The organism is Streptomyces sp. NPDC048484 (assembly GCF_040651415.1).
Taxonomy (GTDB): domain Bacteria; phylum Actinomycetota; class Actinomycetes; order Streptomycetales; family Streptomycetaceae; genus Streptomyces.
This window is the reverse complement of record NZ_JBEZJY010000012.1, coordinates 86,270-113,010: the sequence shown is the minus strand read 5'-3', so window position 1 is coordinate 113,010 and position 26,741 is coordinate 86,270. Positions and strand designations below refer to the sequence as shown.

The 26,741-nt window shown below is 70.4% G+C and carries 24 protein-coding genes and 1 tRNA gene; 19 read left to right on the top strand and 6 right to left on the bottom strand.

The window, feature by feature from the left end; translation table 11 throughout:
- Window positions 1-54: 54 nt before the first annotated feature.
- The 3 genes from AB0D14_RS14545 to AB0D14_RS14535 all read left to right on the top strand — a co-directional run bounded on the left by AB0D14_RS14545 (window position 55) and on the right by AB0D14_RS14535 (window position 3,138).
- Window positions 55-1,077, top strand: a complete 1,023-nt coding sequence (locus AB0D14_RS14545; protein ID WP_362778412.1) for an iron ABC transporter permease — start codon at window positions 55-57, stop codon at window positions 1,075-1,077.
- 137 nt (window positions 1,078-1,214) lie between these two features.
- Entirely contained in the window at window positions 1,215-2,234 is a 1,020-nt protein-coding gene (locus AB0D14_RS14540; protein WP_362778584.1) for an iron chelate uptake ABC transporter family permease subunit, read from the top strand.
- A 4-nt stretch (window positions 2,235-2,238) separates the two neighbouring features.
- Window positions 2,239-3,138: an ABC transporter ATP-binding protein gene (locus AB0D14_RS14535; RefSeq protein ID WP_362778410.1), complete on the top strand. Its 900-nt coding sequence runs from the start codon at window positions 2,239-2,241 to the stop codon at window positions 3,136-3,138.
- A gap of 126 nt (window positions 3,139-3,264) precedes the next feature.
- On the opposite strand, the gene AB0D14_RS14530 is transcribed toward AB0D14_RS14535, so the two are convergent.
- Complete coding sequence (locus tag AB0D14_RS14530) at window positions 3,265-4,212, bottom strand: methionyl-tRNA formyltransferase (protein WP_362778408.1); 948 nt, start codon at window positions 4,210-4,212, stop codon at window positions 3,265-3,267.
- 85 nt (window positions 4,213-4,297) lie between these two features.
- On the opposite strand from AB0D14_RS14530, the gene AB0D14_RS14525 reads away from it, so the two are divergent.
- The 5 genes from AB0D14_RS14525 to AB0D14_RS14505 all read left to right on the top strand — a co-directional run bounded on the left by AB0D14_RS14525 (window position 4,298) and on the right by AB0D14_RS14505 (window position 11,343).
- Entirely contained in the window at window positions 4,298-5,689 is a 1,392-nt protein-coding gene (locus AB0D14_RS14525; protein ID WP_362778406.1) for a SidA/IucD/PvdA family monooxygenase, read from the top strand.
- Between the two features lie 198 nt (window positions 5,690-5,887).
- Window positions 5,888-7,591, top strand: a complete 1,704-nt coding sequence (locus AB0D14_RS14520; protein WP_362778405.1) for an ABC transporter ATP-binding protein — start codon at window positions 5,888-5,890, stop codon at window positions 7,589-7,591.
- Between the two features lie 17 nt (window positions 7,592-7,608).
- Entirely contained in the window at window positions 7,609-9,612 is a 2,004-nt protein-coding gene (locus tag AB0D14_RS14515; protein WP_362778583.1) for an ABC transporter ATP-binding protein, read from the top strand.
- Window positions 9,612-10,676, top strand: a complete 1,065-nt coding sequence (locus AB0D14_RS14510) for an iron-siderophore ABC transporter substrate-binding protein (protein ID WP_362778402.1) — start codon at window positions 9,612-9,614, stop codon at window positions 10,674-10,676. Before AB0D14_RS14515 ends, AB0D14_RS14510 begins: the two co-directional genes overlap by 1 nt.
- Before the next feature lie 139 nt (window positions 10,677-10,815).
- Window positions 10,816-11,343, top strand: coding sequence for an NUDIX hydrolase family protein (locus tag AB0D14_RS14505; RefSeq protein WP_362778581.1), 528 nt, complete (start codon window positions 10,816-10,818; stop codon window positions 11,341-11,343).
- Window positions 11,344-11,442: 99 nt separating this feature from the next.
- On the opposite strand, the gene AB0D14_RS14500 is transcribed toward AB0D14_RS14505, so the two are convergent.
- On the bottom strand, window positions 11,443-12,429 hold the full coding sequence (locus AB0D14_RS14500; RefSeq protein WP_362778399.1) for a diiron oxygenase: 987 nt from the start codon (window positions 12,427-12,429) through the stop codon (window positions 11,443-11,445).
- A 113-nt stretch (window positions 12,430-12,542) separates the two neighbouring features.
- On the opposite strand from AB0D14_RS14500, the gene AB0D14_RS14495 reads away from it, so the two are divergent.
- Entirely contained in the window at window positions 12,543-12,857 is a 315-nt protein-coding gene (locus tag AB0D14_RS14495; RefSeq protein ID WP_362778397.1) for a DUF4873 domain-containing protein, read from the top strand.
- A gap of 69 nt (window positions 12,858-12,926) precedes the next feature.
- Here AB0D14_RS14495 and AB0D14_RS14490 read toward each other — a convergent pair whose 3' ends face one another.
- Entirely contained in the window at window positions 12,927-13,928 is a 1,002-nt protein-coding gene (locus AB0D14_RS14490; RefSeq protein ID WP_362778394.1) for a diacylglycerol kinase family protein, read from the bottom strand.
- 90 nt (window positions 13,929-14,018) lie between these two features.
- Window positions 14,019-14,114, bottom strand: a tRNA-Trp gene (locus AB0D14_RS14485).
- Between the two features lie 336 nt (window positions 14,115-14,450).
- Here AB0D14_RS14485 and AB0D14_RS14480 point away from each other — a divergent pair.
- From AB0D14_RS14480 to AB0D14_RS14435, 10 genes are all read left to right on the top strand, one after another.
- Window positions 14,451-15,530, top strand: coding sequence for a ferritin-like domain-containing protein (locus tag AB0D14_RS14480; RefSeq protein ID WP_362778392.1), 1,080 nt, complete (start codon window positions 14,451-14,453; stop codon window positions 15,528-15,530).
- A gap of 220 nt (window positions 15,531-15,750) precedes the next feature.
- Complete coding sequence (locus tag AB0D14_RS14475) at window positions 15,751-16,719, top strand: VlmB-like protein (RefSeq protein ID WP_362778390.1); 969 nt, start codon at window positions 15,751-15,753, stop codon at window positions 16,717-16,719.
- A gap of 52 nt (window positions 16,720-16,771) precedes the next feature.
- On the top strand, window positions 16,772-17,326 hold the full coding sequence (locus tag AB0D14_RS14470; RefSeq protein WP_362778388.1) for a hypothetical protein: 555 nt from the start codon (window positions 16,772-16,774) through the stop codon (window positions 17,324-17,326).
- Window positions 17,310-18,332 carry a DUF2156 domain-containing protein gene (locus AB0D14_RS14465; protein WP_362778386.1) on the top strand — a complete coding sequence of 341 codons (1,023 nt, stop codon included), beginning with the start codon at window positions 17,310-17,312 and terminating at the stop codon, window positions 18,330-18,332. Before AB0D14_RS14470 ends, AB0D14_RS14465 begins: the two co-directional genes overlap by 17 nt.
- Window positions 18,333-18,426: 94 nt before the next feature.
- On the top strand, window positions 18,427-19,560 hold the full coding sequence (locus tag AB0D14_RS14460; RefSeq protein ID WP_362778385.1) for an acyl-CoA dehydrogenase family protein: 1,134 nt from the start codon (window positions 18,427-18,429) through the stop codon (window positions 19,558-19,560).
- Between the two features lie 94 nt (window positions 19,561-19,654).
- Window positions 19,655-20,704 carry an SDR family oxidoreductase gene (locus AB0D14_RS14455; RefSeq protein ID WP_362778383.1) on the top strand — a complete coding sequence of 350 codons (1,050 nt, stop codon included), beginning with the start codon at window positions 19,655-19,657 and terminating at the stop codon, window positions 20,702-20,704.
- Window positions 20,704-22,008: an aspartate aminotransferase family protein gene (locus AB0D14_RS14450; RefSeq protein WP_362778381.1), complete on the top strand. Its 1,305-nt coding sequence runs from the start codon at window positions 20,704-20,706 to the stop codon at window positions 22,006-22,008. Before AB0D14_RS14455 ends, AB0D14_RS14450 begins: the two co-directional genes overlap by 1 nt.
- Before the next feature lie 187 nt (window positions 22,009-22,195).
- Complete coding sequence (locus AB0D14_RS14445; protein WP_362778379.1) at window positions 22,196-22,675, top strand: aromatase/cyclase; 480 nt, start codon at window positions 22,196-22,198, stop codon at window positions 22,673-22,675.
- Window positions 22,668-23,168, top strand: coding sequence for a flavin reductase family protein (locus AB0D14_RS14440; protein ID WP_362778377.1), 501 nt, complete (start codon window positions 22,668-22,670; stop codon window positions 23,166-23,168). Before AB0D14_RS14445 ends, AB0D14_RS14440 begins: the two co-directional genes overlap by 8 nt.
- On the top strand, window positions 23,165-23,800 hold the full coding sequence (locus AB0D14_RS14435; RefSeq protein ID WP_362778376.1) for a sigma-70 family RNA polymerase sigma factor: 636 nt from the start codon (window positions 23,165-23,167) through the stop codon (window positions 23,798-23,800). The genes AB0D14_RS14440 and AB0D14_RS14435 overlap by 4 nt, the downstream gene beginning before the upstream one ends.
- On the opposite strand, the gene AB0D14_RS14430 is transcribed toward AB0D14_RS14435, so the two are convergent.
- Complete coding sequence (locus tag AB0D14_RS14430; RefSeq protein WP_362778374.1) at window positions 23,770-25,245, bottom strand: cation:proton antiporter; 1,476 nt, start codon at window positions 25,243-25,245, stop codon at window positions 23,770-23,772. The genes AB0D14_RS14435 and AB0D14_RS14430 overlap by 31 nt on opposite strands.
- 92 nt (window positions 25,246-25,337) lie before the next feature.
- Window positions 25,338-26,714 carry a hypothetical protein gene (locus AB0D14_RS14425; RefSeq protein ID WP_362778372.1) on the bottom strand — a complete coding sequence of 459 codons (1,377 nt, stop codon included), beginning with the start codon at window positions 26,712-26,714 and terminating at the stop codon, window positions 25,338-25,340.
- Window positions 26,715-26,741: the final 27 nt, after the last annotated feature.

Here is a 26,741-nt window from a genome sequence, read left to right as displayed (position 1 = left end):
CACTACGATTAAGGCCTGCCTAACCTAAGGGAGCCGGCCGTTGGAGACCGCAAGATGACGGGCAAGAGAGTGCGCCCTGTCCTTCTCGTGACACTGCTGGGGACCGTCCTGGCCGTTCTCTGCCTGCTGTCACTGGCGCTCGGCGCGGCCAACATCCCGCCGGACCAGGTGATCCGGGCCCTGTTCGGCGACGCTCCGAGCCGCTTCGTGGACAATGTCGTCTGGTCCGCGCGGATGCCCCGCACCGCGCTCGGCCTCACGGCGGGCGCGGCCCTCGGGCTGGCCGGGGCGCTGATGCAGGCCCTGACCCGCAATCCGCTCGCCGACCCCGGAGTACTGGGGGTCAGCGCCGGCGCCTCCTTCGCCATCGTGCTCGCCGTCGGAGTGCTCGGCATCAACTCGCTGTACGGCTATGTGTGGTTCGCGTTCGCCGGGGCGCTGATCGCCACGGGGGCCGTCTATCTGCTGGGCGGGCTCGGGCGGTCCGGGATGACCCCGGTGAAGCTGGCACTCGCGGGAATCGCCGTCACCTCGATGCTGTGGTCGTTCACGCAGGCCATCGTGCTCACCGACGTGGACGCGCTCAACAAGTTCCGGTTCTGGTCCGCCGGTTCGCTCGCGGAGGCGGAGAACGGCATGGTGTGGCGGGTCCTGCCGTTCCTCGTCATCGGCGGGGTGCTGGCGCTGGCCTGCGCTCCGGCCCTCAACAGCCTGGCCCTCGGGGACGACGTCGCGGCCTCGCTCGGCCGGCGGCTCGGCCTGGTCCGGCTGGCGGGCGTCGCCTCGATCACCCTGCTGACGGGGGCCGCGGTCGCGGTCATCGGCCCCGTCGTGTTCATCGGCCTGGTGGTCCCCCATGTGGCCCGCGTGCTCGCCCAGTCGGCGGGCATCGGCCCCGACCAGCGCTGGCTGCTGCCCCTGTCGGCGGTGCTCGCCCCCATCCTGCTGCTCGCGGCGGACATCCTCGGACGCCTCGTGGCGCGGCCCACCGAGATCCAGGCGGGTGTGCTGGTCGCCTTCATCGGCGGCCCGTTCTTCATCGCCATGGTCCGTCGGCGCAATCTGGCGGAGGTGTGAGCGTGCCGAACCCGAAACCAGCCCTCGAGCCCCGTTCCGACCTCAACCCCCGGGCGGCTCTCAAAGCCAGTGACGCTCTCAAGTCCCGTTCCCGCGTCGGCCGTTCGGCCGGTTCCGCCCACTTCCGCACCTACCGACTGACCCTGCCGCCCCTCTCCGGCGTCTTCCGCCCCCGGCTGGTGGCCCTGTCCGCGGTACTCGCCGCGGGCACCTTCCTCCTGTTCTGCTGGGGCCTGACGACCGGCGACTACCCGATCGGCTTCACCGATGTCGTACGGGCCCTGGTGGGGTCGGGCGACCCCGGTACCGTCCTCGTGGTGGAGGAACTGCGCCTGCCCCGCGCCCTGGTCGGACTGCTCGCCGGGATCGCCTTCGGGGTCTCCGGCGCGCTGTTCCAGACCATGACGCGCAATCCGCTGGCCAGCCCCGACATGATCGGCCTCACCCAGGGCGCCGGCACCGCCGTGGTCGCGGGCATCGTGCTGGGCTGGGACGGCGGTCTGGGCACCCAGGCCCTCGGACTGTTCGGGGCCCTGGTCACCGCCCTGACCGTCTACGCGCTGGCCTGGCGGCGCGGCACCACCGGTTACCGCATCATCCTGGTCGGCATCGGTGTGGCCTGGATCTGTACGAGCGCCACCGACTATCTCGTGGCCAGGGGCGGCCGCTTCCAGGCGCAGGCCGCGCTCGGCTGGCTGGTCGGCAACCTCAACGGCCGCACCTGGGGCCAGGTCGGGCCGCTCGCCGTAGCGCTGGCCGTGTTGCTGCCCGCGGCCCTGCTGCTCGGCCGCCTGCTGCGTACCCTGCAACTCGGTGACGACGTGGCCACCGGCCTCGGGACGCGCGTGCAGCCCGTACGCCTCGCCATCCTGCTCACCGGTGTCGGCCTGATCGCCTTCGCCACCGCGTCCGCGGGGCCCGTGGCCTTCGTGGCGCTCGCCGCTCCGCAGATCGCGCAGCGGCTGGCCGGCACGGCCTGGCCGCCCACCGTCGCCTCCGGACTGACCGGGGCTCTCGTCGTCCTGGGCGGTGACCTCATCGCCCGTACGCTCGTCTCCGGCACGGAACTGCCGGTCGGCATCGTCACCGGTGTGCTGGGCGCACCGGTCCTGCTCTGGCTGCTCGTCCGCGCCAACCGCGCGGGTTCAGGAGGTTGATCTCATGTCGGCTGATCCTCTGTCGGCTGATCCCCTGCCGACCGACCGCGCGCCGGACGGCTCCGTGTCCCCCGGCACCGATTCGACCCCCGCCTCCGCCCCCGACCCCGACCTGCGGGCGAGCGGTCTGCGGCTGGCGTACGACAACCGGCTGGTGGTCGACGGCCTCGACCTGGCGGTCCCGCCCGGCCGGATCACGGCCATCGTCGGCGCCAACGCGTGCGGCAAGTCCACCCTGTTGCGGGCCCTCGCCCGGCTGCTGGCGCCCAAGGCAGGCGCCGTCCACCTCGACGGCCGGGCCCTGCAGTCCATCCCGAGCAGGGAACTCGCCCAGCGTCTGGGCATCCTGCCGCAGAGCCCGGTCGCGCCCGAGGGTCTGACCGTCATCGACCTGGTCAACCGCGGGCGTTCACCGCACCAGACCTGGTGGCGGCAGTGGTCGAAGGCGGACGAGCAGGCCGTGCACCAGGCGCTGGCCGCCACCAACATGACGGATCTCGCCGACCGGCCCGTCGACGAGTTGTCCGGCGGCCAGCGGCAGCGCGCCTGGATCGCCATGGCGGTCGCCCAGGGCACGCCCGTACTGCTGCTCGACGAGCCGACGACGTATCTCGACCTGGCCCATCAGATCGACGTCCTGGACCTCGTCACCGACCTCAACCGGCGGGAGAACCGCACGGTCGTGATGGTGCTCCACGACCTCAACCAGGCCTGCCGGTACGCCGATCACGTGGTCGCCATGAAGTCCGGCAAGATCGTCGCCGAGGGGAGCCCCGCCGAGGTCATCACCGCCGAGACCGTCGAGGACGTCTTCGACCTGACCTGCCGGATCACGATGGACCCGGTCAGCCACACACCGCTGGTCATCCCCATGGGTCGCCACCACGGGGCCGGCGCCACGTAGGGGCGCGGGGAACTGCGCGCCCAGCCACGACGCGCCCGCGGACGAAGCACATCCCGCGGGCTACTGCCACGGCGGCTTCGGCCGCTGCCGGGCCGCTTACGGGCAGCCCGGCTACGGCCGGGCCGGTTACGGCCGGACCGTGAGGTAGCCGCCCATCGTGCGGAAGTAGTCGGTCGCCGCGTGCTCCTCCCCGTCCTCGGTGCGTACGCGCTTGACGACCAGCCCGCGCAGACGGCCGTTCCTCGCCTCCGTACCCGCGACGATGACCACGCCATCACCCTCCCGGATGAAGATCCGCCCCGGCGTGCCGCCGTAACAGCCCCTGGACACAGCGGACTCGACGATCCTGAGGCGCCGCCCGCGGTGGTGGGTGAAGGCGTTCGGGTACGGGTCGCACTGGGCCCGTACGAGCCGCTCGATGTCCTCGGCCGGCCAGGTCCAGTCGATGCGGCTGTCCTCCAGGGACCGCTTGTGGAAGAAGCTGGCCCGGCTGCGGTCCTGCGGTATCCACTGGGCGCGGCCCGAGGCGATGAGGTCGAGCGACTCGTTGACGACCGGGGCGATCAGATCGACCGTGCGGTGGAACAGGTCGGCGACGGTGTCGGCCGCACCGACCGGCACGGCCCGCTGCAACAGGACGTCCCCGGCGTCGAGTTCGGCGTTCATCCGGTGCGCGGTGACACCGACCTCCCGCTCGCCGTTGATCAGCGCCCAGATCAGCGGGGAGAACCCCGCGTACGCCGGGAGCAGCGAGTCGTGGATGTTGAGCGTGCCGTGGGGCGGCAGGTCGAAGACCTCCGGGGGCAGCACGGTGCGCCAGTTGTTGGCGACGATCAGGTCGGGCGCCGCATCTCGCAGGGCGGCGAGCAGCTCGGGGTCGTCGGGCCGGTTGCGCAGCAGCACCGGAACCTCGTGCTTCTCGGCCAGGTCGGCCACCGAGTCGTCCCAGATCTTCTCGTACACGTGGTCGCTCTTGGGGTGGGTCACGGCCATGACCACCTCGTGGTCGGAGTCCAACAGAGCCTGGAGGGTGCGATGCCCCCAGGTCTGATAGCCGAACATGACGACCCGCATAGTCGATCCTCTCTTAGGACACACCATTGCAAGGTAAGGCTAACCTTATTTACCATCGGTGCGTCTAGGGGAAGGAAAAGTTGCGGTGAACGCACTGCACGACGAGCCGGACGCCGTCCTTGACGTGCTCGGTATAGGTTTCGGGCCGTCAAATCTCGCACTGGCCATTGCGATTGAGGAACACAACGCCCAAGCCGCTCCGGAGAACCGGATCCGCGCGGGATTCCTGGAGCGCCAGCCGTCGTTCGGCTGGCACCGGGGAATGCTCATCGAAGACGCCACGATGCAGGTCTCCTTTCTCAAGGACCTGGTCACCATGCGCAACCCGACCAGCGACTTCAGCTTCCTGTGCTTCCTGCGGGAGCGGGACAGGATGGTGGATTTCCTCAACGCAAAGACGCTGTTCCCTCTGCGGATCGAGTTCCACGAGTACTTCGAGTGGGCGGCCGACCGGGTGGCGCACCTGGTCGACTACTCGGACGAGGTCGTGTCCGTCGAGCCGGTGACGGGGCCGGACGGTGAGATCCGCTGGCTGGACGTCGTCAGCCGCGTGCCCGGCGCGCCGGAGCGGACCATCACCCGAAGGGCCCGGAACATCTCGGTGGCCGTCGGCCTGGAACCGCATCTGCCCCCGGACACGGCCCTGTCGGACCGTATCTGGCACAACAGCCAACTCGTTCCGCGCGTACGGGAACTGAACACCTCCGGCGCCCCGGTGGGCCGCGTTCTCGTGCTCGGCGCGGGACAGAGCGGCGCCGAGGCGCTCGACTACCTGCACCGGTCCTTCCCCGAGGCGGAGATCTGCGCGGTCTTCGCCAAGTACGGGTACACGCCCGCCGACGACAGCCCGTTCGCCAACCGGATCTTCGACCCGGAGGCCGTGGACGTCTACTTCCGGTCCACGACGGAGGTGAAGCAGTCCCTGGTCGACTACCACCGGAGCACCAACTACTCGGTGGTCGACATGGATCTCATCGAGTCGCTGTACGCGACGATGTACCGCGAGAAGGTCCAGGGCCGTGAACGGCTGCGGCTGCGCAACGTGTCCCGCATCCGGGACGTACGCAGCCTCGACGACCACCTGGAGGTCACCGTCGAGTATCTGCCCACCGGAGAACGGGAGGTGCTCTCCGCGGACCTGCTGGTCCATGCGACGGGCTACCGCCCCAGAGACCTCGACACCCTCCTGGGCAGAACGGCGAAACTCTGCCTGCGGGACGACAGGGACGCGGTGCGCGTCGGACGCGACCACCGTGTCGAGCTCACTCCCGATGTCACGGCGGGCATCTACCTGCAGGGTGCGACCGAGCACACGCACGGCCTCACCTCGACTCTGCTGTCCACCACGGCGGTCCGGTCCGGCGAGATCCTCGACTCCCTGATAGCTCATCGCACGGACCACCTGACCGACGCGACCGACGCGGCGGACCTGACCCGCGTGACGGAGACGGCCGACGCGGCCGTGCGAGCCGGCTGAGGGGTCGCCCGGGCCGGGTGTGACGTCACGGATTCGCGTGCCGTCACACCCGCGCGGGTGCCTTCGGCACGATGCGCGCCGGCTGGGCGGCATCGACGACGGCGACAGCGACGACACTGTCGGCTCTGGCTACACCATGGTCAGCAACTTAGAGTAGCCTCACCTAAGTTCACTTCGTCCGATCCCGAGGGGTTACGGGTGAGTCCCACATATCCGTCATATCCATCGGGACGTGACGTCCTGCGGGAGTCGGTCAGAGAGCAGCGGCGGGACGTCGCCCTCGGCTCACTGCTCGGTTCCGGGCACCAGATCGGGGAAGCACTGGTTCCGGTTCTGATCGGCGTGGTGATCGACCGGGCCGTCACCGGGTCCGACACCGGTGCCCTCTTCCTCTGGCTCGGCGTCCTCGCCGTGGTCTATGTGGCGCTGGCACTGTCCTTCCGCTTCGGCGCCTGGGCCGGCGACCGGTCCGCGGTCCGCTCCGAACACTCCCTGCGCATCGCCCTCGTACGACGGGTACTGCACCCCGGCGGCGGCGCCGAGGAAGGCCGGCTGCCCGGGGCGCTGGCCAACATCGCGACCGAGGACGCCAAGCGGGTCGGCGGCGTCAACACGGCGGTGATGTACGGGATCGCGTCCCTGGTCGGCATCCTCACCTGCGCCTTCGTCCTGCTGCGCACCTCGGTCCTGCTGGGCCTGGTCGTCCTGCTGGGCACACCCGTGCTGCTCTGGCTCGGGCATCTGCTGAGCAAACCCCTGGAGACCCGCAGCGAGGCCGAGCAGGAGCGGGCGGCACACGCCTCCGCCGTCGCCGCCGACCTGGTGGCCGGCCTCAGGGTCCTCAAGGGCATCGGCGGGGAGTCGGCGGCCATCGACCGCTACCGCACCACCAGCCGCGACTCCCTGCGGGCCACGCTGAAGGCCGCCCGCGCGCAGGCCTTCCAGAGCGGCATGGTGCTCTCCCTGACCGGCTGCCTGATCGCCGTCGTCGCTCTGGTCGGCGGACGGCTGGCCGCCGAAGGCAGTATCAGCCTGGGCCAGTTGGTGTCGGCGGTCGGGCTCGCGCTCTTCCTGCTCGGCCCCCTCGAAACGCTCGCCTGGGTCAACGCCGAACTCGCGCAGGGCCGGGCCTCGGCCGGGCGGGTCGCGGAGGTGCTGGCGACCGCGCACAGCGTCACGGCCGGGGAGCGGGCCCTGCCCCAGCGGGTACGGGGCGCGGTGCGGCTGGCCGGCGTCAGCCACGGCGGGCTGCGCGAGGTGAACCTGGACATCGCACCCGGCGAACTGCTGGGCGTGGTCGCGACCGACCCCGCCCACGCCACCGACCTGCTGCGCTGTCTGGCCCGGCGGGCCGATCCCGACACCGGCACGGTGGAACTGGACGGGGTGTCCCTGCGGGACCTGGACCCGGCCGAGATGCGTACGGCGATGCTGGTGGCCGAGCACGACGCGGACCTCTTCGAGGGCACCGTCCGCGGCAACGTCACGGCCGCCGCCCCCGAGTCCGGCGATCCCGAACCCGCCATGACGGCGGCCGGGGTGGCCCAGGTCGCGCAGACACTGCCCGAAGGTGAGGACACCGCGGTCAGTGAGCGCGGCCGCTCACTCTCCGGCGGTCAGCGCCAACGGGTCGCCCTCGCCCGCGCTCTGGCCGCCGACCGTCCCGTCCTCGTGGTCCACGACCCGACCACGGCGGTCGACGCGGTGACCGAGGCGGGCATCGCCGCCGGCCTGCGCCAGGTCCGCAAGGGCCGCACCACGGTTCTCGTCACCACCAGCCCCGCACTGCTCTCCGTGACCGACCGGGTGGTGCTGCTCGACGACGGCCGGGTCATGGACACGGCCTCGCACTCCGACCTGATAGCCCGTCACGAGGTATATCGAGCGGCGGTACTGGCATGAGCGACACCGCCCGTGACATGAGCGGCATCTCCCTCGGCATCGGTGACACCGGGCAGGCCCCCGCCGGCCGGGAACTGCTGCCCACCGCGACGCAGGCCCGTACCCGTGCCGCCGTACGCGAACTGATACGCCCGCACCGCCGCCTCGCGCTCGGCGGCTTCGCCATGATGATCGTGGCCACCGCCGTCGGCCTGCTGGTCCAGCCGCTGCTGGGCCGGATCGTGGACCTGGTCGCCGACCACCGCCCACCGGGAAGCATCACCCTGCCGGTCGTCCTGCTGATGCTGGTCGCCCTCGCGCAGGGCGCGACCACCGTGCTGGGGCTCGGGCTTGTGTCCCGGCTGGGCGAGACCGTCCTGGCGCAACTGCGCGAGCGATTCGTCGAAAAGGCCCTGCGCCTCCCCCTCGAACAGGTGGAGAAGGCGGGGGCGGGCGACCTCACCGCGCGGGTGACCCGGGACGTCTCGGTGGTGGGCGAGGCGGTGCGCTCGGCCCTGCCCGAACTGGCCCGCTCCCTGCTGGCCATCGCGCTGACCCTGGCCGCGATGGCCGCGCTGGACTGGCGGTTCTTCCTCGCGGCCCTCATCGCGGTGCCCGTCCAGGCCTCCACCGCCCGCTGGTACGTACGCAACGCCGTGCCGCTCTACGCCGAGCAGCGGATCGCGACGGGGGCCCAGCAGCAGCAGTTGCTCGACACCATCGCGGGCGCCGGCACCGTACGGGCGTTCCGTCTTGAGGAGGAGCACACCGCCCGGGTGACCCGGCGTTCGTCGGCGGCGGTCGAGCTGACGCTGCGCGGCGTACGGCTGGTGCTCAACTTCTACAACCGGCTGCACGTGGCCGAGTACGCCGGACTCGCGGCGGTCCTCGTCACCGGGTTCCTGCTCGTGCGCGGGGGTTCGGTGTCCATCGGTACGGCCACGGCCGCCGCGCTCTACTTCCACAGTCTGTTCACGCCGGTCAACTCGGCGCTCGTGCTCCTCGACGACGCGCAGTCGGCGACCGCCGCGCTCGCCCGCCTCGTCGGGGTCGCCGACCAGCCGTCACCCGAGTCGCCGTCGTCGAAGCCGTCGTCGGAGCCGTCGGCTGCTCCGTCGCCCCTGCCGTCGTCGTCCGAGCCGACGCCCGGCCCGGAAGCACGGGCCGATGCCGGCCGGCGGACCGCGGACTCGCACGGCGGCACCGTCATCGTGACGGGCATCGACCACGCCTACGAGCCGGGCCGCCCCGTCCTGCACGACGTGGACCTCACGCTCCGGGCGGGTGAGCGGGTGGCCCTGGTCGGCGTGAGCGGCGCGGGCAAGACCACGCTGGCCAAACTCATCGCGGGCGTGCACCGCCCGACGTCCGGCTCGGTGAGCGTGACGAGCCCGGTACACGTGACGAGCGGCGGCGAAGTGCCCCGGGAGGCGCTGCCCGTCGCGCTGGTCACGCAGGAGACGCATGTCTTCGCCGGGCCGCTCGCGGACGATCTGCGGCTCGCACGGGCCGGCGCCACCGACGACGAGCTGCGCACGGCGCTGGCCACGGTGGACGCCCTCGACTGGGCCGGGGCGCTGCCCGAAGGGCTGGACACGGTCGTCGGCGACGGCGGACACCGCCTGACCTCCGCACAGGTCCAGCAACTCGCCCTGGCGCGCCTGGTGCTGGCCGATCCGCCGGTGGCCGTGCTGGACGAGGCCACCGCCGAGGCGGGCAGCACCGGCGCCCGGCTGTTGGAGCAGGCGGCCGACCGGGCGGTCGAAGGGCGCACGGCGCTGATCGTCGCGCACCGCCTCACCCAGGCCGCCACCGCGGACCGGATCGTCGTCATGGACGGCGGCCGGATCGTGGAGAGCGGCACGCACGACGAGCTGTGCACGGCGGCCGGCCCCTACGCCTCCCTGTGGGAGGCATGGTCCGGCACCCGCACCGCGGCCGACCCGACCCCCACGCACCACCGCAAAACGCACCATGGCAACACGCACGAGCACGGCACGCACGACCACAGCCCTGACACCACCACCGTGAAGGACCACTGATGCCCGGCTCTTCCAGAGGCGCACGCCTTGTCGCGGCGCTCGCCTCCGCGCTCCTCCTGTTCACCACCGCGGCAGCCTGCGGCTCCGACGACGACTCCGACGCCGCCGCCGCAACGGACAGGTCCGCGTCCGCGAACAGCGCCTTCCCGGTGACGCTCGCCCACAAATACGGCAGCACCACCGTCAAGTCCGAGCCGAAGCGGATCGTCACGGTCGGGCTGACCGACCAGGACGCCGTACTCGCCCTCGGCAAGGTGCCCGTCGGGACCACCGAGTGGCTCGGCGGCTACAAGGGCGCCATCGGCCCCTGGGCCGCCGACAAACTGGGCGGCGCGAAGGCCCCGACCGTGCTGAAGGACACCGGCACGGGCCCGCAGACGGAGAAGATAGCCGCTCTGCGGCCCGACCTGATCCTCGCGGTCTACGGCGGCCTGACGAAGGATCAGTACACGACCCTCTCGAAGTTCGCCCCGGTCGTGGCCCAGCCCAAGGAGTACAACGACTTCGGTGTGCCGTGGCAGCAGCAGACCGGGATCATCGGTAAGGCACTCGGCCAGGAGTCCAAGGCGAAGGACCTGGTCAAGGGCGTCGAGGGCAGGTTCGCGGCGGCCGCCAAGGACAATCCGGAGTTCAGCAGGTCGACCGGGGTGATGGCGACACCGTACGAGGGCATCTTCGTCTTCGGCAGCCAGGACCCGCGCTCGCGTGTCCTGAGCGACCTCGGTTTCAAACTGCCGACGGATCTGGACAAGGTCATCGGTGACGAGTTCGGCGCCAACATCAGCAAGGAACGCACCGACCTGCTGGACACCGACGCGGTCGTCTGGATCGTCTCGGACACGGCGAAGGACGGGGCCAAGCTCCACAAGAACGCGCTCTACGCCGACCTGGACGTGGCGAAGCAGGGACGTGAGGTCTTCGTCGAGGAGACCGCCGACTACGGCAACTCCGTCTCCTTCGTCTCGGTGCTGAGCCTGCCGTACATGCTGGAGCGGCTGGTCCCGCAACTGGCCGCGGCCGTCGACGGCGACACCGCCACGAAGGTGACCGAACCGACCTCCTGAGAGTGACCTCGCGGTTGCGGCGGGGGCCAGCGGTTATAAGGCTCCGGGGTCATGGACGATCCATGACCCCGGACCCCGCTGTGTCCGGCGACACGCTCGCGACACCAGAGGCTGAAAGTATGATCAACGAATGTCTGACATGACTGATACCACGCCCGGCTGGCTGACTCGCGACGACCTGGAGGAAGCACGCGCCCGCATGCCGGTCCTGTACGTCGAGGCCGTACCCGTACGCGTCGACGACAGCGGCGAAGTCACGAGCATCGGACTGCTGCTCCGCATCGGGTCGGACGGGGCGGTCAGCCGCTCCGTCGTCTCCGGCAGGGTGCTGCACCACGAACGGGTCAGGGACGCCCTTCTGCGTCACCTGGAGAAGGACCTCGGACCGGTCGCGCTGCCCCGGGTCCCGGCCGCGCTGCAGCCCTTCACCGTCGCCGAGTACTTCCCGACGCTCGGGGACACGCCGTTCCACGACCCCCGCCAGCACGCGGTGTCCCTCGCCTACATCGTCCCGGTGGCCGGCGACTGCCGCCCCCGCCAGGACGCCCTCGACCTGGTCTGGTTCAGCCCCGAGGAGGCCTCGTCCCCCATGGTCCTCAACGAGATGCCGGGCGGCCGCGGCACCCTGCTCAGGCAGGCCCTGGCGCATGTGGGCCGCTTGTCCTGAGGGACGCGGCACCGGCCCGCCCCGAGCGGACCCAGGTCGCCGGTCCCGACGAATGACCGGCTCGGCCTCCCGGCCTTGAGCGATCGGGACGGGCGTCGGTCACAGCAGGTGCGCCCGGCGCCAGAGCCAGGTGGTGGGGCCGCCGATGAGGCCCACCTCAGTGAGGAAGGGGATGATCTTCTCCGCCGACCAGCGGAGGGTCTCCTGGTATTCGGGATTGCGGAGGGCGGCCCTGCGGGTGCGGCGACGAGGAAGGCCGACAGCCTCGTACACCCGGGAGTTGATCAGGCTGCGGGCGACCGTACCGGCGGCGCCTGCCAGCACCACTCGATGGACCGCGCGGCTCAGGCGGTTGGTGTCGGCCATCAGGCGGACGATTTCCTCGCGGGCCCACTGGACATGGCGGGCCTCCTCCACCACATGGATCCGGCCCACGGCGCGGACCAGCGGCTGGATCCGCTCGTCGTTCATCGTCTCGCGCTGGAACCGGTCGGTGATCTCCTCCGCCGTGAGGATCGTGGCCAGCAGGGAGGGCCCCCAGGCGGTCTTCGCCATCACGCTGCCGAGCACACTGGTGAACCGGCTCAGTCGGTACACCGGTGTGCCGCCCCGGTGGATGGACCGCGAGAACATCACTATGTGCCGGCACTCGTCCCCGGCCTCGACGAGCGCGTACTGCGTGGGCTGGGCGGTCGGGTCGAGCTTGTAGGCGTAACGCACCAGCATCTGCACCGAGAACATCTCGAACCAGACGCCGGTGGCGGCCATGCTCGTGGCCTCGTGCTGGGACAACCGGACCTTCTGCTCGGGGCTCAGCGTGTCCCACAGTTCGGTGCCGTACAGACTCATCCGCTCCGGCGGCCAGTGGTACAGATCCTCGGGCAGGGGAGCAGACCAGTCGATGTCCACCGCCGAGTCGTAGGAGCGCCGGGCCGAAGCGGCCAACAGGCGTGAGGCGGTGTTCTCTCGGTTGTCGCCCCGGGTGTCATCACGGTTGTCGCCCCGGGTGTCATCACGGGTGTCGTCACGGGTGTCGTCACGGGTGTCGTCACGGGTGTCGTCACGGGTGTCGTCACGGGTCGTCATTTCCGGGTTCCTCCATTAGCGTTGAGGTACGGCCCTTCTCCGGCTGAGGTCAGTCACCTCTTTTACGCGGGGATCACCACATCTCCCGCGCAGCCGATTCCAGGGGGACCGAAATGAACGATCAGGAATACCGGGGCGAGGCCGTGATCCGCTCCGGGAACACGACCCTGCCGGTCCAGGTGCATCTGGGCGTGTACTTCGAGCCGATCGACGGGCGGTACCACTGGTACGGCAGGGTGAGCCCGGACTCCGAGGTGACCGCACTCGCCGAGGACCGGACTGCCGACGTCGTCCTGCGCACGCCCCACGGCGAGGCGCCGGCCAGGCTGGGGGATGTCGATCCGTGGAACCGGTACCGGCTCAGCGGGGTCGGTCTGCCTCCGTTCCCGATGAGGATCGTGCCGGATGCGGAGCCGGAGACCGTGTAGGCCGGCGCAGGACCTCGTGAGCCCCCCGGCAGCAGCGGGGGGCTCATACGGTTTCCGGTGCTTCGCGGGTCAGCGTTGCGCGGGTGCCAGGGCCGGGACCGCCCCCGGGGACACCCGGAGTTCCACGGAGCGGGGGGCGGAGGGCCAGAGTTCGCCGTCGTGTTCAAAGGTGAGGGGCAGCGCGTCGGTACGTTCAAGGAGGACGTGGCGGCCCTGGGCGTAGTGGACGCCGCGGCGGCCGAGGTGGGTGCCGGCCATGATGTGGAGAGCGAGTTCGTCGCGCTCGGCGGTGCCGAGGTCGCCGTCGATGACGCAGATGTCCAGGAGGCCGTCGTCGAGCTCGGAGCAGGGCAGCACATTGAAGGTCCCGACGCGATGCCGGGCCCCGCCGACCAGGGCCATGGTGGTCGGCCCCTTGTGGAGTACGGTGCCGTCGACGGTGACGCGCCCCGGGTAGGGACGGTACGTGGGCAGCACCTCGCCCATCGCGCGGTGATACCGCTCCCGGCCCGCGACCTCGGCCAGTTCGCGTGCGCGGGCGGTCACCTCGGCGACGAAGCCGGTGGCGGCACCGAGCAGTACCGCTCGTTCACCCACCGCCCGTCCACCCACCGCTCGTTCACGGTCTGCGGCCCAGGCGACGTCCAGGCGGCGGATGACGGTGGCGCGGGTGCCCAGCGCGGTGCGCAGTACCTCGGGCCAGGGTAGATCGCCCCACAGTGCGCGGTGCACGGAGTTGCCGGTGCCCGCCGGGGCAATGAGCAGTGCGGGCCGGGGGCCGGGGCGGGCCGCCCGCGCGATCCCCTCGGCGGCCTCCCGGACCGTACCGTCGCCGCCGATCACGAGTACCACCTCGGGCGCGTCCACGCCGCTGTCCGCGGCCTGCGCCACCACGCGCGTGGCGTCGCCGGGCGCGGTGGTCCGGTGGACACGGACGCTGTCCGCGAGCACCCGCGTCGTGCTCAGGATCCGGCCGATCAGGTCCGGATCGGCGCTGCCCGCAGCGGGGTTGGCGACGACCAGACAGCGTGTGGTGGGCTGCGATGCCGCTGTGCCGGCCGTTCCGGTCATGGTGCTCCCTCTCGGACGGGCGGATCGATGGGCGAACAGACGCCCGCGTGAGCAAACGCCCGGGTGCGCAGACGCCCGCGTGATCAGGTCTGGCGGAGAGGGCAGGATTCGAACCTGCGAGGCGCATCATGTGCGCCCGGCCGGACCTGGGTCCGGCCCCCGTTGGGCCGCTACGGGAACCTCTCCTCTCCCACCCGGCGCTTTCCGCGGTTCGGGGCGGGGGTGGAACGAACTTTGCGACGCCTTCAATACGCGGTCATCTGCCGCACCCCTCGCGCCACCGACCTCTTTTTACGTGACCCATGTCACACGCGGGATGCGAGTCCCCCGTCCGTATAGCACCGAGAGAGTGCGGGAGATTCAAGAGTGCGGGCGTGCGGGAGATTTTTCAGGAATCACGCCGCGCCGCCCCGCAGATAAAAAGTGGATCTGTTTAGCTGGATGAGCCTCGGGTCACCACCGTGTGAGGTTCGAGTGTCCGGTGGCAGCCGGGGGAAACGTGTGCCTGACGGGGGAACAGAAATGGATCATAAAGACGGCTGGAACTTTTCAGGAGGAGCCGACACCCAGTTCACCTGGGATTACGAAGACGGCCGTGAGCGCCTGCTGGCCCTGTACCAGAAGGGCAAGGACAAACAGTGGGACAGTGTTACGCGGATAGACTGGGACGCCGACGTCGACCCTTTTGACGTCATGGGCACGCCGGAACACATGATATCGATCTACGGATCACGGCAGTGGCGCAAGCTCAGTGACGCCAACAAGCGCGAACTCCGGCAGCACCTCGCCTCCTGGGAGTTCTCGCAGTTCCTGCACGGTGAACAGGGTGCGCTGATCACTTCGGCCCGCATCGTGGAAACAGTTCCGGATATGGACTCCAAGTTCTACGCGGCGACCCAGGTGATGGACGAGGCGCGGCACGCGGAGATCTTCTCGCGCTTCCTGCACGACAAGATCGGCATGGTCTATCCGATCAACCCGCATCTGCAGCGGCTGTTGCAGGACGCGCTCAGCGACTCCCGCTGGGACCTGGCCTACCTGGGGATGCAGGTGCTCATCGAGGGGCTCGCACTGGCGGCCTTCGGTGTGCTGCGGGACCGTACGGACAAGCCGCTGCCGAAGCAGATCCTGGCCTACGTCATGCAGGACGAGGCCCGGCACGTGGCGTTCGGCCGGCTGGCGCTGCGCGACTACTACGCCCAGCTGTCCGACAAGGAGCGTGCCGAGCGCGAGGAGTTCGTCATCGACGGCTGTTATCTGATGCGCGACCGCTTCCGGATGCAGGAGGTGTGGGAAACGCTCGGCTACGACCAGGACGAATGCCTCGAATATATGGACAAGGGCGAACGGGTACGCTCCTTCCGCACACATCTGTTCAGCCGTATCGTGCCGTGCGTCAAAGACATCGGACTGTGGGGTCCCCGAGTGCGTGACGCCTACAGCGAGATGGGAGTCCTGCGGATGGCGGACGTCGATCTCAGCACTCTGATGCGGGACGACGAGGACATCGCGGAGCGCGAGGACTCTGATCGGCGTGAATTCGCCGCGCGAAGCAAGGAAGTCGAGTCCCTCATCGAGGCCGGAGAGCACGGAGCGGCCTGAGAGAAACAGTAGGCCGCCGGAGCGGGTCCGGACGGCTGGAACACTCGGGGCACCCAGCGTGTCGGCATTGCCATTGTACCCAGCGGGCGCCGGAATCCGGTGACGCGCGGTCAGTACTGCAGCAAACTCCGTGAACTGAGCCGCGCGCACCAGTGCGCAAAAAATGCCACACATTTCACAGTCGACACAGTCGACAGCGTCGATGAATCGGGAGATTTAAATGACGGCAACTCCGACGCCAAGGGAAGCGGACTGGGAGTCCGCACCCAATCTCATCGAGGGGGCCATGACCCTTGAACTCACCCCGGAGAGCTGCGACCTGGACTACTGGCTGTCGGCCGTCGCACAGGGCACCCTGCGCGGCCTGGTCCGCGGGCACACCGCCGGTGCCCGCATCCCCGAGTACATGCGGCGCGAGGGGCCGCTGCGCTCCGCACTCATCAGCGAACTGGGTTTCCGGTCCGTCGCCGAGGAGAAGGCGACCCGCGCGATCACCGTCCTGGTGGACACCGCACCGACCATCCCGACCATGGAGTTCTACGCCACTCAACTGATCGACGAGGCCCGGCACGCCCGCGTCTTCCGCGACCACATCGTCGACCTCGGCATCCCGCGCGACGAACTCGCCCGGACCATCGAGGAGTTCTCCGGCGACGATGTGCGCAAGGTGCTGGAGCCATTGGAGGAGTTCACCCAACCACTGCGTGACCAGGGCGACTTCATCGGTGGCGTGGTCACGCTCACCGTCCTCGTGGAGGGTGTTCTCGCCCCGGCCGCCGAATTGAGCGAGCGCAAGTGGCGGGTCCTCGACCCCGCCGCCGCCCAGATCGAGCGGGGCGCCGGCATCGACGAGATCCGCCATCTCACCGTGGGCAGCAGCGTCGTACGCACGCATCTGCGCGACCACCCGGAGGACACCGGGCGACTGGCGGACCTCATCCGGCGCGGCCGGGACCTGTGGGGTTCCGTGCCGGTGCTGGAGATGCTCGGCCGACGTGAGGCGCTCTTCCAGCAGGGCCTTGAGGAACACGCCGACGACGTGGGCGACTACGAGATCTGGCCCGGGCGCCGACTGGTCGACACCACCGCGCAGGAGCGCATCGAACAGGCGCTGACCTGGTCCTCCGACATGCAGGACCAGCGCATGGAGTACATGGGGCTCACCGCGGCCATGGCCGCCGGACTCTGACCCGCGACACCTGTCCGCCACACCTACGCACAACACGGGGAGAGACGAAGACGTGGACAGTCGCAACCTCTTCGAGACGAGGACGACGTACGCGCTGCACCGGGCGGAATGGCTGGTCGCGCTGGGCGTTTCGGTGGTCCTGGCCCTGGCCCACCTGGAGGACATCCGCTGGCCGGTCTTTGTGGGCTTCTTCGCCGTCATCGACCTCGTCGGTTACCTACCCGGGGCGATACGTTTCCGCCGCAGCAGGGACGGCCGGGTCCCGAAGGGCTACTACGTCGCCTACAACACCATGCACAGCCTGGTCACCGGAGCGGTCATGGCGGGATTGTGGGCCTGGCTGGTGGAGCCGGAGTGGGCTCTGCTCGCGATCCCGATCCATCTGCTGGGCGACCGGGGGCTGTTCGGCAACTCCCTGAAGCCGTTCGGCATCCCGTTCGAGCCGGCCACTCATCCCGCTTTCTCAGACTTTGTGGGTACTTACACCAAGCCGGAGGGGCAGGGCGCTCCGAACACGCCAGAAGACACTCCACAAGCGCTCGCGACCGCGAACGCGCACCAGTCGGAGCGGACCGGAAGGAGGGGCCCGCATGCCGTCGACTCCTGAGCTCCCTGAACTCACCGAACTCACCGAACTCACCGAACTCACCGAAGTGCTGGACGCGCTGCAGTACAGCGACAACCCCAGTGGCTTCCTCGCGCTGAACACCGGCAACGAGGTCTTCACGGCGCCGGGGCTGCGCGGCGCGGTGGTCTACCGCACCGCCGGGCGGTATCTCGTCCAGTTCGCCGGCCCGCTGGCCCCGGACGCCGATTACGAGGCACTGCTCGCCCGGTTCACCGACTTCGCGGCCGAGCGGCGCAAGCGGATACTCGCGGTCCAGCTCCAGCGCGCCGACGCGGACATCTACGCCGGACGAGGCTTCACGGTCAATCAGATCGGCGCGTCGTACGCGATCGACCTCGAACGGTTCACCCTGCGCGGCGCTCCCTTCGTAAAGCTGCGCAACAAGATCTCCCGGGCCCGGCGCAGCGGACTTGTGGTGGAGGAGGTCGAACCCGGCGCGTGGGCACGGGAGTTGGACGACATAGACGGACAGTGGCTGCGCGCCAAGGGCCGGCACACCAAGGAGTTGAACTTCCTCGTCGGGGAGCGCGGTGGCGCGGGGGACGCACAGCGCCGGCTCTTCCTCGGCCGACTCGACGGCACGCCCGTCGCATACATCACCTACGCGCCCGTGCACGGCAGCCGGCCGGGCCTGCTGCATGATCTGACCCGTCGCCGCCCCGAGGTGCCGCCCGGGGTGATGGAGACGATCAATGTCACCGCCATCGAACGGTTCACGGAGGAAGGGGCGGGTTGGCTGCACCTGGGGTTCACCCCTTTCACCGGCCTCGACGAGCAGTACGAGACACCGGGGTCGAGTCCGTTCGTACGACGGATCGTCGCTTTCCTCGCCACTCACGGCGAGGCCGTGTATCCGGCGGCGACCCAGCTTGCCTACAAGCAGAAGTGGGGACCGCACACGGTGCTGCCCGAGTACATCGCCTTCCAGGGGCGCCCACGTCCGGGCGCGGTGTGGCGACTGATGCGGACGGCGAACGCCGTGTGACCGCACCCCGCATCCCGCACCCCGGAATTCAGAACAGACAGAACCGACGCAGAACGGACCACAGAGCAGACACAGAAACGGGGGCCAGGCGCGCATGCGCTTCTTGGCACGTGAACGGAGCACCATCGACAAGCTGCTGCCGGGGCTCGACCAGGCCCTGGCGGACCATCCGCTGCTCGACCTCGAACGGCCGGGCAGCCCGGGCATCCAGGACTTCCGCACGGCCGGTGGCCCGGGCCTGCTGGTGCCCACCCGGCACAAGGGCGTCGGCGCGACAGCGGTGGAGGCGGTCCGGGTCCAGCGGGCCATCGGCGCCCGCTCGCCCTCGCTGGCCGTCGCCACCACCATGCACCACTTCTCCATGGCGAGCCTGGTGGTGCTGAGCGAGACCGGCGACGGTCTGGAGTGGATGCTCATGGAGGGCATCGCGACCACCGGGCAGCTGCTCGCGTCGGGCTTCGCCGAGGGCCGCTCCGGTGCCGGGATCCTGGAGCCCACCATGACCGCCGAGGTGGAATCCGCGGGCGTACGCGTCAGCGGTGTCAAACGCCCGTGCAGCCTCGCCCACTCCATGGACCTGCTCACCGCGAGCGTACGGGTGCCCCGTCTCGACGGGAACGGCGAGCAACTGGCCGTTGCACTGGTCCCGGCGGGCAGCGAAGGGCTCCACGTCAGCCCGTTCTGGGGCAGCTTCGTCCTGGCCGGGGCGGAGAGCGACCAGGTCACGCTGGACGATGTCCTGGTCCCGGAGGAACTCGTCGTACGCACCGAGACGCCCGTCGGAAAGGCGCTGGACGAACTCCAGACCGCCGGGTTCGTCTGGTTCGAGCTGCTGATGGGCGCCAGCTATCTGGGCGCGGCGAGCGCCCTGGTGGAGCGGGTGCTGCGGCGCCCCGCGGTGCCGGCGGCCGACCGGGTCGCGCTGGTCGCCGCGCTGGAGGCGGCCATGGGCGGTCTGGAGAACGTGGCCCGACGGGTCCCGGAGCACCAGGCCGAGGAGGAACTGCTCGCCGAGTGCCTGTTCGCCCGGTACGCCGCCCAGGACGCCATCGCCCGGGTCGTACCGCGCGCGGTGGAACTGCTCGGCGGCATGGCGTTCGTCGGCGGGGACGACATCGGCTACCTCGCGGCGGCCGTCCACGGACTCGGCTTCCACCCGCCCTCGCGCCCCAGGGCGGCCGAGGACCTCGCGAACTACCTGGAGGGCGGGCCGCTGGTCATCCACTGAAACCACCTGCCGGGTCACGGGGAACCGGTGACCCGCGCGCACTCGATCACGCAACGCACGGAACGCATGGAACACATGCAACGGGGGAACAGCAATGAGGCACAACACGACTCAGGACCGGACCACGATCCTGGTCACGGGCGCGAGCGGTGTCATGGGCCGCGCCCTGATAGACGAACTGGCCCATGACTACGACCTGATCTGCCTGCGCCACCGCACTCCGCTGAACGACCCACGGGTACGCGAAGTGGTGGGCGACCTGTCCCGGCCGGACCTCGGAATGGCAGCGTCGGACCTGCGCCGGCTGACCGACCGGGTCGACCTCGTCCTCAACAACGGCGCCAACACCAAGTGGACCGCCGCCGCCGCGGAGGTCACCGCCGTCAACATCGGCGGCACCCGCAATGTGCTGGCCTTCGCCGAACGGGCCGAGGCAGCGCTCTACCACATGAGTACGGCCTTCGTGGCGCGGGCGGATGAATGCGCCGAGGACGAGAGCGGCCCCGCGGCCTACGTCACCTCCAAGGCGGAGGCCGAACACATGGTGCGGGACAGCGGTGTCCCCTCGGTGATCCTGCGGCCCTCGGTCGTCGTGGGCGACTCGCGCGACGGTCACATCGCCGCGTTCCAGGGCATCCACATGATGTCGGGCTCCATCCTGCGCAACGCGCTGCCGGTCATACCGGCCGACTCCGGCTCGCATATCGACTTCGTGCCCCAGGACCTGGTCACCACGGCCGTACGGCGCCTGCTCGACGGGGGTGTACGGGAGGGCGACTACTGGCTGACGGCGGGCCGGGAAGCGCTGCTGCTGACCGAGGCGGTCGCCAACACCCTCGCCGTCGCCGAGGGGCTCGGCCTGGACGTCCACCCGCCGCGGATGGTCCCGTTGGAGGCGCTGGACCGGCTGCTGCTGCCGCTCCTGGAGGACGTGATGCCGCCCGGACTGCGCAAGCGGTTCAGCGCCTTCGCCCAGATGATGCTGTTCTTCCAGGACGCCGAGCCCTTCCCGTCCGACCTGGGGCGGCTCGGGCTCGCCGAAGCAGCCACCCGCGAGACGCTCGACGCGGTGTTCACCCAGCACAACCTGTACTGGGCGGAGGCCAACGGCCTCACCGGGCAGACCTCGCAGGCGGTGGCGTGATGAGTCCCTTTCACAACGGTGCTCCCGACGGCTTACCCGACGGCGCGCACCGGCCCACGGACGTCATCGCCCGCTACGAACGACATCTCGCCGTCGGTCGGGCCGCCCTGGGCCGGTTGCTCGGCGGGACCGTCGAAGTCGCCTCCGAGGGTGCCTGGGTGACCGCCGCGGACGGCCGGCGCTATCTGGACTTCGGCGGGTACGGCGTGTTCATCCTCGGCCACCGCCACCCCGCGGTCACCGCAGCGGTCCGCGCTCAGCTCGACACCCATCCGCTGGCCACCAGGGTCTTCCTGGAGCCCGTCGTCGCGCTCGCCGCGGAGGCGCTCTCCGGGGTGACCCCGGCGGGTCTTGACCGGGTGCACTTCGTCAACTCCGGTGCGGAGGCGACCGAGACGGCCCTCAAGCTCGCCCGCCACCACGGCAAGGACGTCCTTGTCTCGGCCCGGGGCGGCTTCCACGGGAAGACCCTCGGCGCGCTCAGCGTCACGGCCAACCCGATGTACCAGGACCCGTTCCGCCCGCTGCTGCCCGACGTCCTGCACGTGCCGTACGGCGACGAAACCGCCGTACACGAGGCGCTCGACCGGTACGGGGAGCGGGTCTGCGTGGTGCTGGAGCCGGTGCTCGGCGAGGGCGGCGTGGTGATCCCGCCTGACGGGTATCTGCGCGCCGTCTCGGACGCCTGCCGTGCGCACGGGGCGCTCCTCGTCGTCGACGAGATCCAGACCGGACTCGGCCGGCTCGGTGCCTGGTGGGGCATCGAGCGGGAGGGCGTCGTGCCCGACATGCTGCTGGTCGGCAAAGGGCTCAGCGGCGGCGTCGTACCGGTCGCGGCCGTGGTGTGCCGGGACGAGGTGTACGAGCCGTTCGGCCGAGACCCCTTCCTGCACTCCTCCACCTTCGGCGGCTCGCCGCTGGCCTGCGCCGCGGCGCTCGCCACGGTGGACGTCCTGCGCGAACAGAACATCCCCGCCCGGGCACACGCGCTCGGCGAGTGGCTGCTCGACAGGGTGCGCGACGTGTGCGCGAAGGAGTACGGCGATCTGGTCGGCGAGGTTCGCGGGCGCGGGCTGCTGATCGGTCTGGAGATGCGCCACCAGCGGGCCACCGGCGAACTCGCCCTGGAGCTGCTGGAGCGGGGCGTCCTCGTCAACCACTCCCTCAACGCCGGTGCGGTGCTGCGGCTCACCCCGCCCGCTGTCGTCCCCGACAGCGAGGCGGAACGGTTCCTGACCGTGCTCGACGGCGCGCTGCGGGCCGTCAGGCAACGCATCGGTCCGGTCACCCGGGCCGCCGCCTGAACGCGACGGCGGAACGCGCCGACAGCACGCGCTGACGGCACTCGGCTGCCTTCTGCCCTTCTCAGCCCCTTTCAGCGCTTCTCGGCCTTTCAGCGCTTCTCTCGACCTTCTCGACCTTCTCGGCCCTTCTCGGCCTTCCGATGACTTCTCCAAGGAGCCACCAACAGTGCGCCAAGTAACCCTTCAGGTGAGTACACCCACGGCCACTCCCGCCCAGGCCTACCAGCTGATCAGCGACTTCGCCCGCTATCCCGAACTCACCGACGCCGTGAAGGAGGTGACGGTCGACGACTCCGAGCCCGACGGCGGCGTCGTCTCGACCTGGACCGTCTTCTTCCGCAACGGCCTGCTGACCTGGACCGAACGCGACCTGTGCGATCCGGTCGCCAGGACCATCACCTTCACCCAGCTCAAGGGCGACTTCGCCGTCTTCGAGGGCGTCTGGCGGATCACGGAGGCGGACCGGCCGGACAGCTGCCGGGTCACCTTCGAGGCCGCGTTCGACCTCGGCATCCCCTCGCTCGCCGACCTGCTCGACCCGGTGGCCGATGCCGCGCTGCGCGACAACATCGTGCGCATCCTCGGCGGCCTGCTCGGGGAGATCCAGGTGGTGGACGACGCCGTCGCAGGCGGCCGGGAACCGGGCGGGCGGGGGCGCGGTGTCTGAAACCACAGCCCTCGAACCCTCTCTGTGCCTGGACTTCTACCGCAGGCTCGCCGGTGGAGTCGCGGTGGTCACCACGCGGGGCCCGGACGGCCCCGTCGGGAGCACCGTTTCCACCGTCACCTCGGTCTCGCTGGACCCACCGCTGCTCCTCGTGAGCCTGGCGACCGGGTCACGTACCCTCGCGGTCCTGCGTGAACGGGGCCTGTTCGCCCTGCACCTGCTGCACGAGAGCCGGCGGGGGGACGCGACGGCGTTCGCCCGCCACCCCTGGCCGCCGGGCCACGCGACGGCCGGGCGGTGCACCGACGAGGTCCTCGGTGTGCCGACCCTCCCGTCCTCGCTCGCCCGGACCGTGTGCGAGGTCGAGGACATCCGGCGCTACGGGGACCACCAGCTGGTCATCGGCCGGATGGTCGAGGCCACGGTCGGCCCCGGCCGCCCGCTGCTCTGGCACTCCGGAGCGTTCTGGGGATTGGAGCGCCCCGCGTCATGACCGCCACGAAAACCCTGCCCTCCACCCTGACGGTGTCAGCCGTGCCCGGCACCGCGTCCATGTCCGTGACGACGGCGGTGACGACAGCGGTGACGACAGCGGTGCCTGCCGACCAGGGCGAACGGATCACGCCCGTCGGCGGGCTCGACCGCTGGGAGTTGCTGCTGCCGCACCGCGACCGGCTGTTGCGGCTCGTCCGGAGCCGGCTGCGCAATCGCCACGACGCCGAGGACTGCGTCCAGGAGACCCTGCTGCGGGCCGCCGCCCACCCCACGCTGGACACGCGGTACGTCGGCGGATTCCTCACCACGACCGCGCTGCGGCTCTGCGTGGATCACTACCGGGACTCCGACCGCCGCCGCCGGCTGCATCTGCGGCTGTCGTTCACCGAACACGTCCCCGGCCCGGAGGACACGGCGTGCGACAGCGCGGTCGGGCTGTGGCTGCTGGACGAGGTGAAACAGCTCTCGGGCCGGGAGCGCGAGGTGCTGCTGGCCCGCGCGAACGGGATGAGCACCGCGGAGGCCGCCAGCCGGCTGAGGATCTCCCGCAAGGCCGCGGAGAGCGCCTTCACCCGCGGCCGGGCGAGGCTGCGCACGCTCTACGACGACTCCTTGGCCGAGACAGCCTGAGCGGTCTCCGGCTCCGAGGACGCGGGCCCCGGCCCCGGGGTGCTGTCACCGGCGTCCTCGGGGCCGCGCAGCCGGGAGACGAGAGGGGTCGTCAGCGCGGTCGACACGAACGCCATGATGACCAGCATGGTGAAGAGCGTCGGGCTGAGCACACCGAGGTTCAGCCCGACGTTCAGCACGATCAGTTCGGTCATGCCCCGGCAGTTCATCAGGGCGCCGATCTGGCACGACCGGCGCCAGCCGGTGCCGACCGCCCGTGCCGCGATCGTGGAGCCCACGAACTTGCCGAGCACCCCCGCCGCCAGTACCAGCCCGCACCACAGCCACGCCACGGGGTCGGAGCCGAGCAGCCCGATCTCTGTGCGCAGCCCGCTGACCGCGAAGAACAGCGGGACCAGCAGGATCATGGTCAGTCCGTTGAGCCGCCCGCGGAGGGCGGCCACCCACCGCGAGTCGGCGGGGACGACCAGGCCGAACATGAACGCGCCGAACACGGCGTGCACGCCGATCCGCTCGGTCAGCGCCGCGCACCCCAGCAGCCCGACCAGCGCCAGCGCCACCGCGTGGTCGGGATGGCGTACGACCAGCGTGGACTCGGCGCGGAGCAGGAGCGGTCGGACGACCAGGAAGAGCACCGCCGTGAAGCCCACGGTCAGCGCCGCGGTGACCAGGACCGCGGCCGCGCTGCCGCCGGTCACCAGCGCGACGACCAGGGCCAGCAGGGTCCACGCCGTCACGTCGTCGACCACCGCGCAGGTCAGCGCGAGGGTGCCCAACTCGGTGCGGTACAGCCCGGTCTCCAGCAGGATGCGGGCCATCACCGGCAGCGCGGTGACACTCATCGCCACGCCGAGGAACAGCGCGAAGGGCAGGAACCCGCTCTGCTCCGGCGCGAACCGCTCATGGGCGAGCAGCGCCAGCACCACACCGAGCAGGAACGGCACCGCGATCCCGACGTGGCTGACCACGACCGCCACATGCCCCTTGCCCCGCAGCAGCCGGGTGTTCACCTCCAACCCGGCGAGGAACACGAACAGCACCACGCCGAGCTGGGCGAGCACGTCCAACTGTGCCAGCACGCCCGGCGGGGCCAGCCGGTGCAGCCCGTCCGGCCACAGCGCGCCGAGCACCGACGGGCCGAGGACGACACCCGCGGCCATCTCGCCGATCACGGGCGCCTGACCGACCCGCCGCGCGAGCAGGCCGGCCAGTTTGCACACGCTCACGATCACGACCATCGCGAGCAGCAGCCGGGGCAGCGGGCTGCTCACCGCCGCGTTCGGCCGGACGGTGGCCCGGCCGGACGCGGCGGTGCTCAGGAGCACCACCGCGAGGGCCGTGGGGACCAGGACGAGACCGGCGTACACCACGGCCGTACGCCAGGTGCGACGCGTGCGGATCCGTTCCGCGAGCGAGGTCGGCCGCACCGGTGAGGTCTTGGGCACCTTGTCTCCCTGAGTTCTGGAAGTGATCGGAACGGATCAGTGCGAATCTGTACTGATCCGTGCGAATCTGCACGGATCGGTACGGGTGCCGATCAGAACGGGTACGACCTCGGCAGTGGCAGTGGAGTGAACTCCGTGAACGCCGGGGCCAGCGGGGCGTATCGCTCCTCCTCACGCTCCTGCGGGATCCAGAAGTTGTAGACCCGCCGGTGGACGTCGGAGTACTTGCCGGCCGCCGCGTTGAGCGCCTCCGGCGTGGTGTCGCCCCACTCGCCCGCCGCCACCCGCTGCTCCAGCACGTCCAGCGCCGTCATGATCTCCGCCGGACTGAGCCCGCAGGTGAAGCCGCGGTCGACGAAGAGCTGCCGCAGATTGCCCGGGTCGCCGACCAGGGCCACCCGGTCGGCCAGGGAGCGCTCGTGCCCCACCGGGGTGGGACCGTCGAGGGTGTTGTGCACGGTGACCACCGGCACCGGGGTGAGCCCCGGGAATCCGGCGGTACGCACCAGGTAGTTGCGCGCCGGGATGTCGGCCGAGACGCGCGGCGCGGCGTCGAGCGCGGCCAGGTCGGCGCCGAGGTCGGCGCCGGCCTCGCGGTAGGCGCGCTCGGTCAGCTCCCGCAGGGCGGGCGTCGTGCGGGCGTACAGCGCGCGGTAGTCGACGTCGTCGTTCCAGATCGGGTTGCCGCCGGCCCGCTCCTCCATCTCCTTGCGGGCGGGCCCGAACAGGATGGAGCTGTGGGCCATGATCAGGACCCAGACCAGCTGTTCGGCTGCCTCCTCGGGATCGGTGACGGGCTGGTTGGTGTGTCCGTCCACCAATGGTTCGATGCTCGCGACCGCTCCGGAGAGGATGAGCCTGGCCCGGGACAGGGCGTCACCCTGGGCAGCGCCGCCGATGATCGCGTTGGCCTTGTCGAAGTTGCCCTGCGGGTCACTGATCAGGCCCAGTTCGAGGTCATGGTCGGGGGCGAGCAGGGTGTTGATCACATGCCCCATGTCCAGGCGCAGCAGCATCTGGTTGATGACACCGCTGGCGTCGGCACTGAGCGACAGCGCGCCGTCGAAACGTCGCGGATGCAGCTGGGCGAGGGTGATGGAGGCGAGGCCGCCGGGCGAGGCGCCCCACACGTAGGTACGCTCCGGCCGGCCGATGTTGGCGATGCACCAGTCCTGCAGGAGTACCTGGTCGCGGAGGGTGTCCTCCATCATCCAGCCCGTCGTCCTGGCCGTGCCGGCGAGGGCGTAACCGCGCTCGTGCAGCAGCTCCCGGAGTGCCGCACCGTCGAGCCGCGGCCCGAGCTCGTCGTCCGAGGGCACCGCCAGCGCGGGGCAGGGCAGACCCGGCTGCCGGTAGTGGTGGCTGTACAGCAGCAGGGTGCCGTTCCACTTCACGGGTACCTCGACCCGGTACTCCGCTCCGTCGAGTGTTCCGGTGTGAACCTGGGCCTCAGGGTGGGGAGTTGACATGGTTCCTCCTGGAAACCTTAGTAAACG